The 16,599-nt window shown below is 60.4% G+C and carries 18 protein-coding genes; 8 read left to right on the forward strand and 10 right to left on the reverse strand.

What is annotated here, in order from left to right:
• Positions 1-3: 3 nt before the first annotated feature.
• A complete protein-coding gene (locus ACA065_RS13795) occupies positions 4-870 on the reverse strand; it encodes an aldo/keto reductase family oxidoreductase (RefSeq protein ID WP_497694979.1) in 867 nt (288 codons plus the stop codon).
• A gap of 72 nt (positions 871-942) precedes the next feature.
• Between ACA065_RS13795 and ACA065_RS13800 the strand changes: the two genes are divergently transcribed.
• Together ACA065_RS13800 and ACA065_RS13805 are read left to right on the forward strand one after the other, a co-directional pair.
• On the forward strand, positions 943-1,575 hold the full coding sequence (locus ACA065_RS13800; RefSeq protein WP_497694980.1) for a TetR/AcrR family transcriptional regulator: 633 nt from the start codon (positions 943-945) through the stop codon (positions 1,573-1,575).
• Between the two features lie 5 nt (positions 1,576-1,580).
• Complete coding sequence (locus tag ACA065_RS13805; protein ID WP_497694981.1) at positions 1,581-2,036, forward strand: NUDIX hydrolase; 456 nt, start codon at positions 1,581-1,583, stop codon at positions 2,034-2,036.
• On the opposite strand, the gene ACA065_RS13810 is transcribed toward ACA065_RS13805, so the two are convergent.
• Positions 2,033-2,593 (reverse strand): cysteine hydrolase family protein, encoded by a 561-nt coding sequence (locus ACA065_RS13810; protein WP_497694982.1) that lies wholly within the window; start codon positions 2,591-2,593, stop codon positions 2,033-2,035. The two genes, ACA065_RS13805 and ACA065_RS13810, sit on opposite strands and share 4 nt — an antisense overlap.
• A 142-nt stretch (positions 2,594-2,735) precedes the next feature.
• On the opposite strand from ACA065_RS13810, the gene ACA065_RS13815 reads away from it, so the two are divergent.
• On the forward strand, positions 2,736-2,903 hold the full coding sequence (locus ACA065_RS13815) for a hypothetical protein (RefSeq protein WP_497694983.1): 168 nt from the start codon (positions 2,736-2,738) through the stop codon (positions 2,901-2,903).
• A complete protein-coding gene (locus ACA065_RS13820) occupies positions 2,900-3,166 on the forward strand; it encodes a hypothetical protein (RefSeq protein ID WP_497694984.1) in 267 nt (88 codons plus the stop codon). Before ACA065_RS13815 ends, ACA065_RS13820 begins: the two co-directional genes overlap by 4 nt.
• On the opposite strand, the gene ACA065_RS13825 is transcribed toward ACA065_RS13820, so the two are convergent.
• The 5 genes from ACA065_RS13825 to ACA065_RS13845 all read right to left on the reverse strand — a co-directional run bounded on the left by ACA065_RS13825 (position 3,122) and on the right by ACA065_RS13845 (position 7,879).
• Positions 3,122-3,994 (reverse strand): serine protease, encoded by an 873-nt coding sequence (locus ACA065_RS13825; RefSeq protein ID WP_497694985.1) that lies wholly within the window; start codon positions 3,992-3,994, stop codon positions 3,122-3,124. The genes ACA065_RS13820 and ACA065_RS13825 overlap by 45 nt on opposite strands.
• A complete protein-coding gene (locus tag ACA065_RS13830) occupies positions 3,994-5,457 on the reverse strand; it encodes a hypothetical protein (protein WP_497694986.1) in 1,464 nt (487 codons plus the stop codon). Before ACA065_RS13830 ends, ACA065_RS13825 begins: the two co-directional genes overlap by 1 nt.
• A 193-nt stretch (positions 5,458-5,650) precedes the next feature.
• Positions 5,651-6,964 (reverse strand): NAD(P)/FAD-dependent oxidoreductase, encoded by a 1,314-nt coding sequence (locus tag ACA065_RS13835; RefSeq protein ID WP_497694987.1) that lies wholly within the window; start codon positions 6,962-6,964, stop codon positions 5,651-5,653.
• A 49-nt stretch (positions 6,965-7,013) separates the two neighbouring features.
• A complete protein-coding gene (locus tag ACA065_RS13840; RefSeq protein WP_497694988.1) occupies positions 7,014-7,169 on the reverse strand; it encodes a hypothetical protein in 156 nt (51 codons plus the stop codon).
• 77 nt (positions 7,170-7,246) lie between these two features.
• On the reverse strand, positions 7,247-7,879 hold the full coding sequence (locus tag ACA065_RS13845) for a TetR/AcrR family transcriptional regulator (RefSeq protein ID WP_497694989.1): 633 nt from the start codon (positions 7,877-7,879) through the stop codon (positions 7,247-7,249).
• 111 nt (positions 7,880-7,990) lie between these two features.
• Between ACA065_RS13845 and ACA065_RS13850 the strand changes: the two genes are divergently transcribed.
• Genes ACA065_RS13850 through ACA065_RS13860 form a run of 3 tightly spaced genes read left to right on the forward strand, consistent with a single transcriptional unit; the run spans position 7,991 to position 10,005 of the window.
• The gene (locus tag ACA065_RS13850) at positions 7,991-8,647 is read left to right on the forward strand and encodes an O-methyltransferase (protein ID WP_497694990.1); all 657 of its coding nucleotides are present in this window, start codon (positions 7,991-7,993) and stop codon (positions 8,645-8,647) included.
• Positions 8,648-8,661: 14 nt separating this feature from the next.
• Positions 8,662-8,820: a hypothetical protein gene (locus tag ACA065_RS13855; RefSeq protein ID WP_497694991.1), complete on the forward strand. Its 159-nt coding sequence runs from the start codon at positions 8,662-8,664 to the stop codon at positions 8,818-8,820.
• Positions 8,821-8,832: 12 nt separating this feature from the next.
• Positions 8,833-10,005 carry an arabinose transporter gene (locus tag ACA065_RS13860; protein WP_497694992.1) on the forward strand — a complete coding sequence of 391 codons (1,173 nt, stop codon included), beginning with the start codon at positions 8,833-8,835 and terminating at the stop codon, positions 10,003-10,005.
• On the opposite strand, the gene ACA065_RS13865 is transcribed toward ACA065_RS13860, so the two are convergent.
• Positions 9,992-10,612, reverse strand: coding sequence for a LysE family translocator (locus tag ACA065_RS13865; protein ID WP_497694993.1), 621 nt, complete (start codon positions 10,610-10,612; stop codon positions 9,992-9,994). The genes ACA065_RS13860 and ACA065_RS13865 overlap by 14 nt on opposite strands.
• Before the next feature lie 137 nt (positions 10,613-10,749).
• Here ACA065_RS13865 and ACA065_RS13870 point away from each other — a divergent pair, with 137 nt between their 5' ends.
• Positions 10,750-12,948: an OsmC domain/YcaO domain-containing protein gene (locus ACA065_RS13870; RefSeq protein WP_497694994.1), complete on the forward strand. Its 2,199-nt coding sequence runs from the start codon at positions 10,750-10,752 to the stop codon at positions 12,946-12,948.
• 990 nt (positions 12,949-13,938) lie between these two features.
• Here ACA065_RS13870 and ACA065_RS13875 read toward each other — a convergent pair.
• Both ACA065_RS13875 and ACA065_RS13880 read right to left on the reverse strand, forming a co-directional pair.
• Positions 13,939-15,105: a cystathionine gamma-synthase gene (locus ACA065_RS13875; protein ID WP_497694995.1), complete on the reverse strand. Its 1,167-nt coding sequence runs from the start codon at positions 15,103-15,105 to the stop codon at positions 13,939-13,941.
• Entirely contained in the window at positions 15,102-16,478 is a 1,377-nt protein-coding gene (locus tag ACA065_RS13880; RefSeq protein ID WP_497694996.1) for a pyridoxal-phosphate dependent enzyme, read from the reverse strand. Before ACA065_RS13880 ends, ACA065_RS13875 begins: the two co-directional genes overlap by 4 nt.
• Positions 16,479-16,599: the final 121 nt, after the last annotated feature.

The raw sequence follows: 16,599 nt of genomic DNA on the forward strand, positions 1-16,599 counted from the left end.
GTTTCAGCCCGCAATGGCACTCAGCTCAGCGAATGTCTCATCGGATAATTCCAGTTCGCCGACGGCCAGGTTTTCATGTAAATGCGCCACCGACGAGGTGCCGGGAATCAGCAAAATGTTCGGCGAGCGTCGCAGCAGCCATGCCAGCGCCAATTGCTTGGGTGTCACGCACAGTCGTTGGCCGACATTCGTCAGCGTCGATGACTGAACCGGAGTGAAACCGCCCAGCGGGAAGAACGGCACGTAAGCGATGCCATCGCGGGCCAGTTCGTCGATCAGCGCGTTATCGTGCTGATGGGCGATGTTGTAGAGGTTCTGCACGCACACGAACTGGACGATTTTGCGCGCCTCGGCCACCTGAGTCGGGGTCACGTTGCTGATGCCGATATGGCGCACCAACCCTTGTTGTTGCAGCTCGGCCAGCACGGTCAATGGCGCTTCGTTGGAACCTTCGCCGGGGCCCATCAGGTTATGGGACGCGCGGAAGTTGACCACGTCGAGTACGTCCAGCCCGAGGTTGCGCAGGTTGTCATGCACGGCCTGTGTCAGTTCTTGCTTGGACGGCGCGGCATGCCAGCCGCCTTCGTTGTCACGGCGCGCGCCGATCTTGGTGACGAGGGTGAGGTCGTCCCGGTACGGGTGCAGCGCCTCGCGAATCAGCTGATTGGTGATATGCGGCCCGTAGAAATCACTGGTGTCGATATGGTTCACGCCGGCGGCGATAGCCTCGCGCAGCACCGCCAATGCGCCCGCACTATCCTTGGGCGGGCCGAATACGCCGGGGCCGGCCAGTTGCATCGCGCCGTAACCGATGCGGTTGACCTGGCGGTCGCCCAAGGTGAATGTGCCGCTGTTTGCCAAGCCCGTCATTGCTGTCACCCTTGCGTCATCTGAGTAAGGCTTTAATATGAAGGATCCTTCAGATATTGGAATTCGCATTCCATGAGCACCGTCAAAACCACGTTAAAACCAAGAAAATCAGCGGTTCAGGCGCGCTCGGTCGCCACCGTCGAGGCATTGCACACGGCAACCCTTCAGGTTTTGACCCAGCAGGGCCTGATCCGCTGTACCACGACCCGTGTGGCTGAGCGCGCAGGCATGTCGGTGGGCAGTCTCTATCAGTACTACCCGAACCGCGATGCGCTGCTGGCCGCCGTGCTGCAAAAACATTTGGAGTGGGTGGCCGAGGCTGTCGAGTTGGCCTGTAGCCGTCATCAAGGCATGCCGGTGGCCGAGATGGCGTCCGGCCTGGTGACGGCGCTGGTGAGCGCCAAGTTGCGCGACCAGGGCGTTTCCAAGGCGTTATATGCGATTGCGGGCGAGCGGGGCGGCGCCGAGTTGGTCGCGCGCATCAACACGCGCATGGTGGCGGTGATCGCCGCCATGCTGGAGACAGCACCGGATGCGCAGTTCGACGCGCCGATCCTGACCGCGGGCATTGCCCTGAGCGCTATCGTCGGCCCGGTGCGGACCCTGCTCGAAGGGAACGCGTCGCCTGCATTCGAAGCGGGGCTTGAGCAACAGACCACGCTGCTGCTCAAAGCCTATTTGCAAACCCATACAAACAAGGAGTAGCGCCAATGCGCGAGCGCAAAGCGTCACGGTTATTGGTTATAAACCCCACGGGCGAAGTCCTGCTGTTCAGGTTCGTGCATAAAGATGGCGCACTGGCCGGCAGGAATTACTGGGCCACGCCTGGCGGCGGCGTCGAGGCGGGCGAAACCTTCCACGCGGCCGCCCTGCGTGAACTGCGCGAAGAAACCGGCATTGTGGTCAGCGCCGTGGGCGAGCCTGTGGCCGAGCGCAGTTTTGCGCTGATGCTGCCCAGTGGCGAGACGGTGTTGGCGATTGAGCACTACTTCATCGTTCACGCCGCCAGCGAGGCACTGTCCAGGGCCGAGTGGACGTTGGAAGAGACGCAGGTGATGGCAGACCATCACTGGTGGTCCGCCCAGGCGCTGCGCTTGACCGAGGAGACGGTATGGCCCGAGGGGTTGATTGAAATGCTGGTGAAGGCGGGCGTTTTTAAAGCTTAAGCGCTGGCGAGAATGTCGACCGTTTCGATCACCCGAGCGTAGTCCATCGCCAGGTTACTCAAGGACAGCGCATGCACCTCCTCTGCAAGCCAGAGCCGCCCCGATAAATCGGTTTGATCAAACGTATAGCAGGCGTCTGCGGCCACGATCACATCAAAACCCAGGTTGCCGGCGGAGCGTGCGGTCGACTCCACGGAGTTATTAGTGATCACCCCGACGATTACCAGCTGCTTGATCGAACGCAGGTGCAGCCAGCGTTCCAGGCCAGTGGCGGTGAACGCATCCGGGACGTTTTTTTCCACCACGTGTTCATGTTTGAGCGGCGCCAGCGCCTGCTGGAATTCACAGCCTGGCTGGCCCGGCCAGAATACCGAGCCTGGGGTGCGAGATATGTGCCGCACATGGATGACGGGACGTTGAGATCGCCTCCAGGCGCCCAGAAGCTGCTGGATGTGCCGTTCGGCATCCGGGTTGTTGCGGCGCCCAAGCTTCGGGTCGTTCATGCCTTGCTGCATGTCAATGATCAGCAAAGCTGCATCTGTCGCTAACGGTTCCATGGCATGGCCTTTTGCTGATCAGGAGCTAAACATAGCAGCGAATGCGTGGGCGCAAACAGGGATTTGTTCGAAAGCGGGCGCCGTTTGCCTTTACACTGCGGCGCCAGATATCAGCAAGAATGCTTGGGTTGTTGTCTCTGGGGTGAGTCGTACGTTGAAGAACATCGATCTATTAAGCGAGTCCATACTCGCCCACATTCGTCTTGCTCTACCCGATGACGCGTCGCTGCTGCGGCGCGTTGAGCTGAGCGCCGCCCAAGTGTTCCGCCGTATCGACGGCTTGATCTGGCTGGCGACACCACCACGATGAGCGTCGAACGTCACCGCCAGTTGATCGCGCTATCGACCTGCTGGGTGGTTGTTGACGCCGATGCCCAGCCACACGCCTTCCTAGAACCACGCTCGGTGTCGGTCAATGACCCCAGCGGCCAGTACCTGGTCGAAGTGCTGTTCCCGGAGGTGCCCGAGGCCCCCGGCGAATGGGCCCCCGCACTGATCACCGTGCGCGATAAAAACACCCTTGAAACTTCAACACCGCCTGGCCTCTATATCGGCCGCGGTGCATTTCGGTGATGTTTGCGTCGTTATCCACTCTTTGTAGTCCGCGACCCGCGCGTACACCCCGGGAAACTCCTTCTTCGCGCAACCCCGGCCAAAGCCGACGACACCCAACTGAGTGGCCTGGCCGTTTTTTGAGCGGATAAACAAGGGGCCTCCACTGTCGCCTGTGCAGCTGTCGTGAACACCGTCGCCTGCACATACCGTTTTATCAGGAAGTGCTTCTTTGTAGGCTTTGCTGCACGTAGTGAAGTCGACGATCTTAATAGGTGCTTCCATCAAATCCACTGAGCGCGTACCCAGTTCAGTGATGCCCCAACCGGATATCAATGCGGGTGCGTTCGGTTTCAGAATCAACTCAGACTCGGCTGAATCAGCCAGCTTCACCGTTTGCAATTCGATTATTTGGCTCAGTTTGACGAGCGCCACATCCCCACGCCTGGTCCTGCAGTCCCAGTTTGGCGCAAATATCACTTTTTCTGCAGACTCCAGTTGAACCCGCTTACCCAGGGAAACACTGCCATGTGCCACATAGAAATTGATGATTTTGACGGTCTGTTCGCAGGTGGTCGGGTTATAGAAGCAATGCGCGGCGGTTAATACCCATTGCCCGCCAATCACCGTGCCGCCACAGAATAGCCCCTCCACATGAGGCAGTGAGCGATACACCAGGGCAACCTGCCAAAGGCTGTTGTAGGCCTGGGCTTCATCGCCCTGGTAGATATCCGGTTTGGCGGTGGAGAGCAGGCTCGGCCCATTGGGCAGCGGGGGCGCCGCCCAACTGTCGGAGCCCGCCATGAGTAGCAGCAATATCAGGATTGCCAACCCTGCGCGGCGGTTCATTACTGAAGCTCCGGATAGGGAAGCGGCAGGTCCGCGGTGCGATACGCGTCGTTTGCCGCGATTTTGGCCTTGATCAGTGAGGCTCGCGATTGCGTGACATCCGATCCCGCAGGCGCTGGGACTTCAGCAAGCAGCTCGGCAAGTTGCTGCTCAGATTGCGTGACCGTAAGGTCGGCAAGAATTGTCGTATGGTGCGCCGTCCGCTTGGCCGCGTCCTCGGCATCCTCTACCGCCTGCCTCTGGGACGGAATGATCTGCTGTGTGGCGGCTTTCGCGATATCGCCTTTGGCACCCCCTAAAGCATCGCCAAGAAACGCCGCGAACTTGTTGCCTTGCCTCGATTCGACAATCGAGGCATTCATCAGCATGTAGCCGAACCTGGCTTGCGCTTTAACTGGGGGTTCAGGCCGATTCCCGCATTCCGGGGAATGACAAACAGCGTTTGCCCACCCTTCCAGCGCTTTGGGGGACTGTTTGGCGAGTATCGCTTTGTCGACTTCGCTGCGTGCAAGCGTGCTGGCGTAGGCACACTGAGGGTCGGAGATCGGGCTTTTCGGATAGACCTTGTTGTAGGCCTGCACGTCCTTGCACAACCTATCGATCTTTAACTGGATGTCTTTTGAAGCCAGCGGGTTCGACGGTAGCTCTGGCCGTGAGGGTGAAGGTTTTGCCAGGCTGGCCTGCACGGAGTTGGCCAGGATATACGGCGCCACAAACGCCTCTTGCTTGGCCTGCGCCTTCTTACCTGATTCGGGCAATGGGGGCAGTGGCAGTGGCGCAGTTGTCTTGTCTGCAAGCACCCAACTATTCGCGCCCTCATCCAGGTTTTCCGGAATGTTTTCGAACGTGAGGACAGTCGACGCGAACGGCTTGTCACCTCCGGGGGTGGTGAGAGACAGGGCAATATTGAAATCGCGGTGCTTGGGTGACCAGAAGGATGATCCTTCGAAGGTGCCAACTTTAAGACGGTAGGGGACCAACTGGAAGTAGGGCTCACCCTTCAATGCCTGAACCGTTGCCTGATAAATCAGCACATAGTTTTTCAGTTCGGCTACGGCTTGACTGCCTGTTGGAGCTTTTTTTTGGTCAGAGGGCGTCTGCGGTGCAAATTGGCCCCTGGCGACAATCAGGCAACCGTGTTCTGGCGAGATATTGAGGTCAGCATCTGCGCTTACCGCATAAGGTTGGCTCAGCACCTGGCCACTTGAGCGTGCCAACTCGGCACGTTCGCCCGCCTTTTTCAACGCCGTGGCCGCGGAGTCAACCGCGCCTTCGACCAATTTGGGAACAAGGGCTACCGCGACAGCCCCAAGGAAGAGACTGCGACTGGTGTCTGTTCCCTGCACTTCACCAATACAACTCGAACTCCACACTACGCGAGTTTCAAGTTGTCGATTCACGGCACAGCCGCTGGTCAATAAGGCACAGAACAGTACGCTCGATACTAACGTGATGTTTTTCACAGTCGTTCACCCGATTTCAATGGTTCCTTATTGAAATCCGCCCTGGCGAATCGGCACTTTCCCGAACGGCTGCCCGCAGACCTATGTTTAGCGTAGTGTCACTTTGGTAGATCGCAACCAAGGCTGCGATTTTAAACCAGGCTTGAGAAGCGCGAGTGAATAGCCATTGAAACCTGACTGGCAAACAAAACGCTCAGCGCAGCTTCTCGAGCATCTGGTAGTACCACATGCCCACCGCCAGCATCGGGTTGCCGAACACGTCGCCCAGCGGCACCTTGATGTGCTTGCACCCCGCAAAGGTGTCGAACTTTTCCAGGGTGCCGGTCAGTGCTTCAGCCATGATTTCGCCCATGATGTGGCTGGTGGCGATGCCGTGCCCCGAGTAGCCCTGGCAGTACCAGACGTTATCCGACAGCTTGCCCAGCTGCGGGATGCGATTCATCACAATGCCCATCGCACAACTCCACTGGAACTCGATGTCCACGCCTTTGAGCGCCGGGAACGTGCGCTCGATACACGGGCGCAGCTCGGCTGCGATGTCGCGTGAATCGCGCCCGGAATAGTTGGCGCCGCCGCCGAACAGCAAGCGTCCGTCCCCCGTCAGGCGGTAGTAGTCGAGCACAAACCGGCAGTCGTACACCGCCAGGTCGTGCGGGTTAATTTGCTGCGCCAGCTCGCCCAGCGGCGCGGTGGTGACGATGCCGCCCATGGCCGGGAAGATCTTGCCCTTGAGCTGTTTGGGTTCGAGCGTGTGGTACACGTCGCCGGCCAGCAGCACTTGGCGCGCGTCGATGCGGCCAAGGGCTGTGACCACTGCCGGCCGGTCGCCATGCACGATTTCCAGCACTTCGGAGTTCTCGTAAATCAACGCGCCCAGACTGTGCGCCGCGCGCGCTTCGCCCAGGCAGAGATTGAGCGGGTGCAGGTGCAGGTTGCGGGTATTTTTCAGTGCGCCCAGGTACAGCTCGCTGCCCAGCTGCTGACGCACACCGGCCTGATCGAGCAGGCTGACCTGATCGCCCATGCCACGCCGTTGCGCTTCGTCGTGAAAGGCGCGCAGTTCGTGCAGGTGCGCGGGTTTCATCGCGGCATGCAAGTGGCCGTGCTTGAGGTCGCAGGAAATCGCGTACTTGTGGACCCGTTGCTCGATGATTTCATGGCCGCGCCAGCGCAGGTGCCAGATGAAATCGTCGACCTCAGCGCCCAGGCGGCTGCGCATTTGCTCACGCATAGCCTCGTCGCCCGACAGGCTGCCGGTGACTTGCCCACCATTGCGCCCGCTGGCGCCCCAGCCGATGCGATTGCTCTCGACAATCGCGACCTTGAGCCCGCGTTCGGCCAGCTCGACGGCGCTGGCGACGCCGGTAAAGCCGCCGCCGATAATCACCACGTCAACACTGACCTGGCCGTGCAGCGTCGGGTAGTGGGTGGCGTCATTGAGGCTGGCGGTGTAATACGAGGCGCTGCGCTGGGCAGCACCGATGGCCGGGCGCATGGCTGCGGTCATGGTGTGATCCTTCTGATAAATGAATGTCGGCGAGGCCGTTTCGGATTAATCAGAGGTGTGCATCGGGCGGACGCGCATGACGGCAATGCCACAGCGCCCAGAAGGCCAGGATGATATTGAACAGTGGATTTTCGCAGGGACGCGCCTGCACCTTCGGGAAGGAAGGTTGCAGGTGGCGACGGAACACACGCAATAGCGAAATCATGGTTGCCGATGCTCCCATCGCGCGCGGTCGCGTTCAATCGCCGTTTGTGTACCTTCAGTTATGGCTTTGTTAAACAATCAGGGTTGATTGAGCGCAGTCACGTAGGCGCGAAACATGTCCGCCATGCCATCGGCGTACGCCTCGATCTCGCGGGTTGTTCGCGGGCTGCCGGAAAAATCCTTGCCCACCGAACTGAGCGTGGTCAGGATCAAATCGCAGGCCAGTGCGCGCGTCTGTTCAGGCACGTGGGGCAGTAATTCAAGCATGAACGTCTCAAATGCTTGCTGGCCTGCCGCGCGTACTTCCACGGCTTCGGGCGCATCGCGGTACAACGGCGCGGCGTCGTTGAGGGCTACACGCATCTGCGCTTCTTCGCATTCGGAATGGATAAACGCATGCACTAAGGTGCGTAGACGTTCAAGCGGCGCGATGTCGGTTTGTTCCAGGATGCGGCGCAACATCTGCGTGGTCTGCTGCCACTCATCGCTCTGCAAGCGAAACAGGATCGCCGCCTTGTTGGGGAAGTATTGATACACCGACCCTACACTCACGCCGGCTTTTTCCGCCACCCGCGCGGTGGTGAAACGCGTGGCGCCTTCCTTGGCCAAAACCTGAATAGCCGCCTCCAGGATCGCCGCCACCAGTTCGGTGGAACGCGCCTGTTGTGGCTGTTTGCGTGAGGAAATACGGGCGGTCTGGCGGGTTGTCATCTGGGGCTCCAGCGGCGGGGCTAACGCGAATAGCGAATGCGACGAATCACTCGCATACTTTTAATGCGACGGATTAGTCGCATGTTAGCCCCACCTTGACGGAAATCAATCATGACGACCCTGACCACTGCGCCACTGGCGCCCCTGATCGAACGCCTCTACGCACAAGCCAATGCGGCCACCAGCCCGATCATCAACAGCGTATCGGGCGAAGAGCGTGACCGCCTGATGCACAGCAAAACCGACTACCTTGAGCTCTACACGCTGCTCAAAGACCTGTGGCTGCCGGTCTCCCGCGACACCGGCAACTTGCTCTACATGCTGGCACGCAGCAGCAAAGCGCGGGCTATTGTTGAGTTTGGTACTTCGTTTGGCCTGTCCACTTTGTTCCTGGCCGCCGCACTGCGCGACAACGGCGGCGGTGTGCTGATTGGCAGCGAGTTCGAGCCGTCAAAAATCGCCCTGGCGCGCGAGCATTTCATCGAAGGCGGCGTGAGCGAGCTGATCGACATCCGTGAAGGCGATGCACTCGTGACGCTGGCCAGCGACTTGCCTGAGGCCGTCGACCTGTTGCTGCTGGACGGCGCCAAGGCTTTATATGGCGACGTGCTGAACCTGGTTGAAAAACACCTGCGGCCCGGCGCGCTGGTGGTGGCCGACAACACTGACTATTGCCCGCAATACCTGGCGCACGTGCGCGAGCCTGCGAACGGCTATCTGTCCGTGCCGTTTGCCGATGACATCGAACTTTCGATTCGCCTGCGCTGACAGGAGCGACCTTTATGCACGTATTTGTCACGGGAGCCACCGGCTGGTTCGCGATGATGGCCGGGGCCGACATGGCCGCCCCCAGCGCGCAAACCCGCGACCTGCTCGGTTGGGCGCCCAGCGGGCCGGACTTGCTGACAGACCTCGATCAAACTGATTACTTCACCCTCTGACAGGCGGTTTTCATGAATCAAAATGTCGTGCTGAAACTGCTGCCGATCACCCTGGCGGTGTTCGTCGGTTTCCTGATCATCGGCCTGCAGTTGCCGGTGCTGCCGTTGCACCTGAACCACACGCTGGGCATGAGCACGGTCGTGGTCGGCGGCTTGGTCGGTGCGCAGTTCGCCGCAGCATTGCTGTCGCGGGCCTGGGCCGGCAATTTTGCCGACATGCGTGGGCCCAAGCTTGCCCTGTTGATCGGCATGCTGGTGGCGGCCAGCTCCGGGGTGCTGTACCTGGCGTCGCTGGCCTTTGTCGACACCCCGGCGTTGTCGGTGTGGGTCCTGCTCGCCGGGCGTGTGGTGCTGGCGCTGGGCGAAAGCCTGATTGTCACCGGTTCCATGGGCTGGGGCATGGGCCTGGTCGGGCCGCAAAATGCCGGCAAGGTCATGGCCTGGATCGGCATTGCGATCTATGCCGCATTTGCGCTGGGTGCGCCCTTGGGCGTGGCGATCAATAGCCAGTGGGGCTTCAGTGGCATCTGTGTCGCGACGATGCTGTTGCCACTGTTCGCGTTTGCCATTGTGGCGGGGGCCAAGGGCGTCGCGCCCACCAGTCTGCGGCGCACCTCCTTTTATACGGTGCTCGGTGCGGTGTGGTTGCCGGGCCTGGGGCTGGCGTTTTCGAGTATCGGGTTTGGGGTGATCACCGCGTTTATCGCGCTGTTGTTTGCGTCCAAGGACTGGGGCAATGCGTCGTTCGCCTTCACGGCATTTGGCCTGGCGTTTATTGGCGCGCGGATCTTCTTCGGGCACTTGCCGGACAAACTCGGCGGTGCCAGGGTTGCGCTGGTGTGCGTGGTGATCGAAGCGGCGGGGCAGTTGCTGATCTGGCGCGCAGGTTCACCGGAGATGGCCTATCTGGGCGCGGCGTTGACCGGCTTCGGTTATTCGCTGGCATTCCCGGGTTTTGGCGTGGAGGCGATCAAGCGCGCGCCGCCACAAACCCGTGGGCTGGCCATGGGCGCGTACGTGGCGTTCCTCGATATTGCGCTGGGCATCAGCAGCCCGCTGGCCGGCGCCTTGGCCGGTGCTGCGGGCGTGGCGTCGGTGTACCTGGCGGGTGCCGTCGCGGTGGCGATGTCGTTGGTGGTGGCGTGGGTGCTGTTGGCTAAACAGCCTGCACTCAGCGCCTGCTGAACGCCAGGCGCGCGGCAAACAACACAAAGATCAGGCCGGTGGTGCGGTCCATCCACTGGATCACCTGTTCCCGGCGCAGGAACCCGGACAGCGGCCGGGTGGCGCCGATCAACAGCAGCGACCAGACCAGGCCGAGCACCACATGAATGCTCACCAGGCCGAAGGTCCAGGCGATCAATGAATGGCCTTGGGGGATAAACTGCGGCAGGAACGACACGTAGAAAATCCCCACCTTGGGGTTCAGCACATTGCCCAGCATGCCCTTGAGGAACCAGTTGCCGCTGGGCTTGCCATCGGCCTCAACCGACGACAGTGAGCGGCGCGGCCGCAACAGCATGTTCATACCCAGCCAGGCCAGGTAAGCCGCACCGCAATACTTGAGCAGGTTGAACGCCACCTCCGACACTGCAATCAACGCGCCCAGCCCAAAGGCCACGGCCGCGCCCCACAACAGGCAGCCGGCGTTGATGCCCAGTGTGGCATGCAGCGCCTGGCGCTTGCCTTCGACCGTGGCAGTGCGCAGCACCAAGGCGGTGTCGAGCCCAGGCGTGAGGGTCAGCAGGGTGGCGGCGAAGGTGAAGGCGAGGAGGTTATCGGTGATGGACATGGGCGCATGGCTTCGGCGTTAGGTTGAGGGAAACGTTAGCACCGATCGGCAGGCCATTCGGAAAACCCTGAGACTTCCCGGCGAAAATCTTCATAATGGCGGCCAATTTGTTTAGCTCGTTATTCTGGTGTGCCCGCATGGAAATTAAGGTCAACTTTCTCGACAACCTTCGGCTTGAAGCCAAGTTCGATGACTTCACGGTAATTGCCGACCAACCGATTCGCTACAAAGGCGATGGTTCGGCACCGGGGCCGTTCGATTACTTCCTGGCTTCGTCGGCGTTGTGTGCGGCGTACTTTGTGAAGCTGTACTGCGAAACGCGCAATATCCCCACGGACAATATTCGCCTGTCGCAGAACAACATCGTCGACCCGGAAAACCGCTACAACCAGATCTTCAAGATCCAGGTCGAGTTGCCGGCGGACATCTCCGACAAAGACCGCCAGGGCATCCTGCGTTCCATCGACCGTTGCACCGTGAAGAAAGTCGTGCAGGCCGGACCGGAATTCGTGATTGAAGAGGTGGAAAACCTCGACGCCGATGCCCAGGCGTTGCTGATGCCTGATTCTACTTCAGAGGCAGGCACTTACATCGCGGGCAAAGACCTGCCGCTGGAGCAGACCATCGCCAACATGTCGGGCATCCTCGCCGGCCTGGGCATGAAGATTGAAATCGCCTCGTGGCGCAATATCGTGCCCAACGTGTGGTCGCTGCATATCCGCGATGCACACTCGCCGATGTGCTTCACCAACGGCAAGGGCGCAACCAAGGAAGGCGCGCTGGCGTCGGCATTGGGCGAGTTTATCGAGCGGCTCAACTGCAACTTCTTCTACAACGACCAGTTCTGGGGTGAGGAACTGGCCAACGCGCCGTTCGTGCATTACCCGGATGAGCGTTGGTTCCAGCCGGGCCGCAACGATGAGCTGCCGCCTGAAATCCTCGACGCCTACTGCCTGAAAATCTACAACCGCGATGGCGAGCTGCGCGGCTCGCACCTGTACGACACCAACTCGGGTAATGAAGAACGCGGCATTGTTTCTTTGCCATTCGTGCGCCAGTCCGATGGCGAGGTGGTGTACTTCCCGTCCAACCTGATCGAAAACCTCTACCTCAGCAACGGCATGAGCGCGGGCAATACCCTGGCTGAAGCCCAGGTGCAGTGCCTGTCGGAGATTTTCGAGCGCGCGGTGAAACGCGAAATCATCGAAGGCGAATTCGCGCTGCCGGACGTACCCGCTGAAGTGATCGCCAAATACCCGGGGATTCTCGCCGGTATTCAAGGCCTGGAAGCCCAAGGCTTCCCGGTGCTGGTCAAGGATGCGTCGCTGGGCGGTGAATTCCCGGTGATGTGCGTGACCTTGATGAACCCGCGCACCGGCGGCGTATTTGCCTCGTTCGGCGCTCACCCAAGCCTGGAAGTGGCGCTGGAGCGCAGCCTCACTGAACTGCTCCAGGGCCGCAGCTTCGAAGGCTTGAACGATTTGCCGCAGCCGACCTTCGAAGGCCACGCAGTGACCGAGCCGAACAACTTCGTCGAACACTTTATCGATTCCAGCGGTGTGGTCTCGTGGCGCTTCTTCAGCGCCCAGTCGGATTACGAATTCGTCGAGTGGGATTTCTCGGGCCACGGTGAAGACTCCAACGCCCAGGAAGCCGCGACCTTGTTCGGCATTCTCGAAGGTATGGGCAAAGAGTCCTACATGGCGGTGTACGAGCACCTCGGCGCAACGGCCTGCCGCATCCTGGTGCCGGACTACTCGGAAATCTATCCGGTGGACGATCTGATCTGGGACAACACCAACAAGGCGCTGTTTTTCCGTGCCGATATCCTCAACCTGCACAGCCTCAGTGAAGACGAGCTCAAGGCACTGGCTGAGCGCCTGGTGGAGAGCGAGCTGGACGACTACACCGACATCACCACCTTGATCGGCATCGAATTCGACGACAACACCGCATGGGGTCAGCTGACCATCCTCGAGTTGAAACTGCTGATCTACCTCGCCTTGCAGCAATACGAAGAGGCTAAAGAGTGCGTGGAGATGTTCCTGCAGTACAACGACAACACCGCTGAGCGTGGCCTGTTCTACCAGGCGGTGAATGCGGTGCTGGAGATGCAGTTGGACGAGGACTTGGAACTCGAGGATTACGAGGCCAACTTCCGTCGCATGTTTGGTAACGAGCGCATGGACGCGGTGATCGGCTCGGTCAACGGCACGGTGCGTTTCTATGGCTTGACGCCGACCAGCATGAAGTTGGAAGGCCTGGACCGGCATTTGCGCTTGATCGACAGCTATAAAAAGCTGCACTCGGCACGCGCCAACATCACCTCAGCCTGACGCGTAAAACCCTGTGGGAGCTGGCTTGCCTGCGATAGCATCACCTCGGTACATCTGAAACACCAAGGTGCCTGCATCGCAGGCAAGCCAGCTCCCACATTTGACCGAAACCTGCCTTTAGGTCAGCGCCACTGCCAAACCTGCGGGTGGCAACATTATTTAAAGGGTTACGCTAGACCTAATGTGGGAGCGGGCTTGCTCGCGAAAGCGGTGGGTCAGTCTATGTATCCGGTGACTGATACGCCGCCTTCGCAGGCAAGCCCGCTCCCACCTTTGACCGAGACCTGGCTTTAGGTCAGCGCCACTGCCAAACCTGCGGGTGCCAAGATTATTCAGGGTGACGCTAGACCTAATGTGGAAGCGGGCTTGCTCGCGAAAGCGGTGGGTCAGTCTATATATCCGGTGACTGATACGCCGCCTTCGCAGGCAAGCCAGCTCCCACCTTTGGCCGAGACCTGGCTTTAGGTCAGCGCCACTGCCAAACCTGCGGGTGGCAACATTATTTAAAGGGTGACGCTACACCTAATGTGGGAGCGGGCTTGCTCGCGAAAGCGGTGGTTCAGTCTATATATCCAGTGACTGATACGCCGCCTTCGCAGGCAAGCCAGCTCCCACATTTGACCGAGACCTGGCTTTAGGTCAGCGCCAGTGCCAAACCTGCGGGTGCCAAGATTATTCAGGGTTACGCTAGACCTAATGTGGGAGCGGGCTTGCTCGCGAAAGCGGTGGTTCAGTCTATATATCCAGTGACTGATACGCCGCCTTCGCAGGCAAGCCAGCTCCCACATTTGACCGAGACCTGGCTTTAGGTCAGCGCCACTGCCAAACCTGCGGGTGGCAACATTATTTAAAGGGTGACGCTACACCTAATGTGGGAGCGGGCTTGCTCGCGAAAGCGGTGGGTCAGTCTATATATCCAGTGACTGATACGCCGCCTTCGTAGGCAAGCCAGCTCCCACATTTGGATCTTCGTTGTCAGGGCGGTTTGGGTTAGATCAGCGCCAACGCCTGCGCCAAGTCGGCCCGCAGGTCTTCCACATCTTCAACACCCACCGACAGCCGCACCAAGCCATCGCCAATGCCCAGCTGCGCCCGCGTCGCCGCTGGAATGCTGGCATGGGTCATGATCGCCGGGTGTTCGATCAGGCTTTCGACGCCGCCGAGGCTCTCGGCCAACGCAAAGATCTTCACGTTTTCCAGGAAGCGTGTTGCGCCCGCCAGATCACTGTTCAGGTCGACTGAAATCATCCCGCCAAAACCGCGCATTTGCTTGCGTGCCAGCTCATGTTGCGGGTGGGACGGCAGGCCTGGGTAGTAAACGCGCGAGACTTGCGGCTGCTGTTCCAGCCAGGTGGCCAAATCCAGGGCATTGCTGCAATGGCGCTCCATGCGCAGCGCCAGGGTTTTCACGCCGCGCAGGGTCAGGAAGGCATCGAACGGGCCGGCAATCGCACCCACCGAGTTTTGCAGGAAACCCAGGCGCTCGGCCAGCTCAGGGTTGTGGCCGACGATGGCGATGCCGCCGATCACGTCGGAGTGGCCGTTAAGGTATTTGGTGGTGGAGTGCACCACGATGTCGAAACCCAGCTCGAGCGGACGCTGGATCCACGGGCTGGCGAAGGTGTTGTCGGCCACGCAGAGGATGCCGCGGTCGCGGCAGATGCGTGCGATGGCGCTCAGGTCCGTGAGGCTCAGCAGCGGGTTGCTCGGGGTCTCGACCCAGACCATGCGCGTGTCGTCTTGCAGCGACGCTTCAAACGCCGACAGGTCGCTTAAGTCGACAAAGCTGAAGCGGTGCCCGGCGCTGCGTTGGCGCACCTTGTCGAACAGGCGGAAGGTGCCCCCGTACAGGTCATTGCCGGAGACGATATGCGCGCCGGCATCGAGCAGTTCCAGCACGGTGGAAATCGCCGCCAGCCCCGAGGCAAAGGCAAATGCCTGGCTGCCGCCTTCAAGGTCGGCCACGCAACGCTCCAGGGCGAAACGCGTCGGGTTATGCGAGCGACCGTAGTCAAAGCCCTTGTGCACGCCGGGGCTGTCTTGCAAATAGGTGGAGTTGGCATAGATCGGCGGCATCAGCGCTCCCGTGGTCGGGTCGGGTGATTGCCCGGCGTGGATCACGCGGGTGGCAAAGGCGCTTTTATCAGGCTGACTCATGCAAGGGATCTCCGTAGGTGATTAAGCAGGTCGACGCGAGTGATCAGGCCATGGAAGCCTGAGTCGTCAGCAATGATGGCGACCAGGCCGCGATCGAGTTCCGCCTGCAGCTCTGCGAGGCTGGCACTCGGGGCCAGGGTTTGCAAGGTGTCGGACATGGCGCTGGCGACAAGCATGGAAAAGTCTGCGGCGTCGTGATGCAACCCCAACAGAATGTCGGACTCATCGATTACGCCGACCAGCTTCTGGCCATCCACCAGCACCGGCAGTTGCGACACGTCGGCCAGGCGCATGCGCTGGAAGGCTGTAAGCAAGGTGTCATCGGGGCCGACGCTGATTACGCGGCCATCCTCGAAGCGGCGGGAGATCAAGTCGCGCAGGTCGCCGTAGTGTTTGTAGTGCAGCAGGCCCGCGTCGTTCATCCACTGGTCGTTGTAGACCTTGGACAGGTAGCGCGTGCCGGTGTCGCAGACGAAGGTGACCACGCGTTTGGGCTCGGTCTGCTCGCGGCAATAACGCAAGGCGGCGGCGAGCAGGGTACCGGTGGACGAACCGCCCAGAATGCCTTCGGCCTTGAGCAATTGGCGGGCGTGGTCGAAGCTTTCTTCATCGCTGATGGAATAGGCGTGGCGCACGCTGGACAGGTCGGCAATCGAGGGAATGAAGTCCTCGCCGATGCCCTCTACGGCCCACGAGCCTGGGGTTTGCATCTTGCCACTGCGGCTGTATTCAGCCATCACCGAGCCCACCGGGTCGGCCAATACCATGGCCAAGTCCGGTTGCACCCGTTTGAAGAAGCGGGTCAGGCCGGTGAGGGTGCCGGCCGAACCGACGCCCACCACAATCGCGTCCACATCATGCTGGGTTTGCGCCCAGATCTCCGGCGCGGTACTGGTTTCGTGGGCCAGCGGGTTGGCCGGGTTGTTGAATTGGTCGGCGAAGAAGGAATCGGGAATGTCCTTGGCCAAACGCGCGGCCATATCCTGGTAATACTCGGGGTGGCCCTTGCCGACGTCGGAGCGGGTGATATGCACCTCGGCGCCCATGGCCTTCAAGTGCAGCACCTTTTCGGTGGACATTTTGTCGGGCACCACCAGCACCACGCGGTAGCCTTTGGCCCGGCCGACCAGCGCCAGGCCCAAGCCGGTGTTGCCGGCGGTGGCTTCGATGATGGTGCCGCCGGGGCGCAGGCGGCCGTCGCGCTCGGCGGCGTCGATCATCGCCAGGCCGATGCGGTCCTTGATCGAACCACCGGGGTTTTGCGATTCAAGCTTGAGAAACAGCGTGCACAGGCCGGTATCAAAACGGCTGACCTTGACCAGCGGCGTATTGCCGATCAGTTCGAGTACGGCGGGACGGGAAAGCGTGGGCATGTTGTCACCTGGGTACGTATAGGCGTAGGAAGGGGGACAGCAAAAATGTAAAGCATGGCTTGGAACATAGGCCGGGATCGCGCCGGTCGCAACCGGGCGGTCCGTTGGATGTCTTTTTTTG

The sequence above is a fragment of the Pseudomonas sp. LBUM1640 genome (genome assembly GCF_059716225.1).

Coding starts and splice junctions, on each gene's coding strand:
- ACA065_RS13875 (WP_497694995.1), bottom strand. CDS start 15,105: ATGAGTCAGCCTGATAAAAGCGCCTTTGCCACCCGCGTGATCCACGCC.
- ACA065_RS13880 (WP_497694996.1), bottom strand. CDS start 16,478: ATGCCCACGCTTTCCCGTCCCGCCGTACTCGAACTGATCGGCAATACG.
- ACA065_RS13855 (WP_497694991.1), top strand. CDS start 8,662: ATGCACGTATTTGTCACGGGAGCCACCGGCTGGTTCGCGATGATGGCC.
- ACA065_RS13860 (WP_497694992.1), top strand. CDS start 8,833: ATGAATCAAAATGTCGTGCTGAAACTGCTGCCGATCACCCTGGCGGTG.
- ACA065_RS13865 (WP_497694993.1), bottom strand. CDS start 10,612: ATGTCCATCACCGATAACCTCCTCGCCTTCACCTTCGCCGCCACCCTG.
- ACA065_RS13850 (WP_497694990.1), top strand. CDS start 7,991: ATGACGACCCTGACCACTGCGCCACTGGCGCCCCTGATCGAACGCCTC.
- ACA065_RS13825 (WP_497694985.1), bottom strand. CDS start 3,994: ATGAACCGCCGCGCAGGGTTGGCAATCCTGATATTGCTGCTACTCATG.
- ACA065_RS13805 (WP_497694981.1), top strand. CDS start 1,581: ATGCGCGAGCGCAAAGCGTCACGGTTATTGGTTATAAACCCCACGGGC.
- ACA065_RS13800 (WP_497694980.1), top strand. CDS start 943: ATGAGCACCGTCAAAACCACGTTAAAACCAAGAAAATCAGCGGTTCAG.
- ACA065_RS13810 (WP_497694982.1), bottom strand. CDS start 2,593: ATGGAACCGTTAGCGACAGATGCAGCTTTGCTGATCATTGACATGCAG.
- ACA065_RS13845 (WP_497694989.1), bottom strand. CDS start 7,879: ATGACAACCCGCCAGACCGCCCGTATTTCCTCACGCAAACAGCCACAA.
- ACA065_RS13820 (WP_497694984.1), top strand. CDS start 2,900: ATGAGCGTCGAACGTCACCGCCAGTTGATCGCGCTATCGACCTGCTGG.
- ACA065_RS13870 (WP_497694994.1), top strand. CDS start 10,750: ATGGAAATTAAGGTCAACTTTCTCGACAACCTTCGGCTTGAAGCCAAG.
- ACA065_RS13840 (WP_497694988.1), bottom strand. CDS start 7,169: ATGATTTCGCTATTGCGTGTGTTCCGTCGCCACCTGCAACCTTCCTTC.
- ACA065_RS13835 (WP_497694987.1), bottom strand. CDS start 6,964: ATGACCGCAGCCATGCGCCCGGCCATCGGTGCTGCCCAGCGCAGCGCC.
- ACA065_RS13795 (WP_497694979.1), bottom strand. CDS start 870: ATGACGGGCTTGGCAAACAGCGGCACATTCACCTTGGGCGACCGCCAG.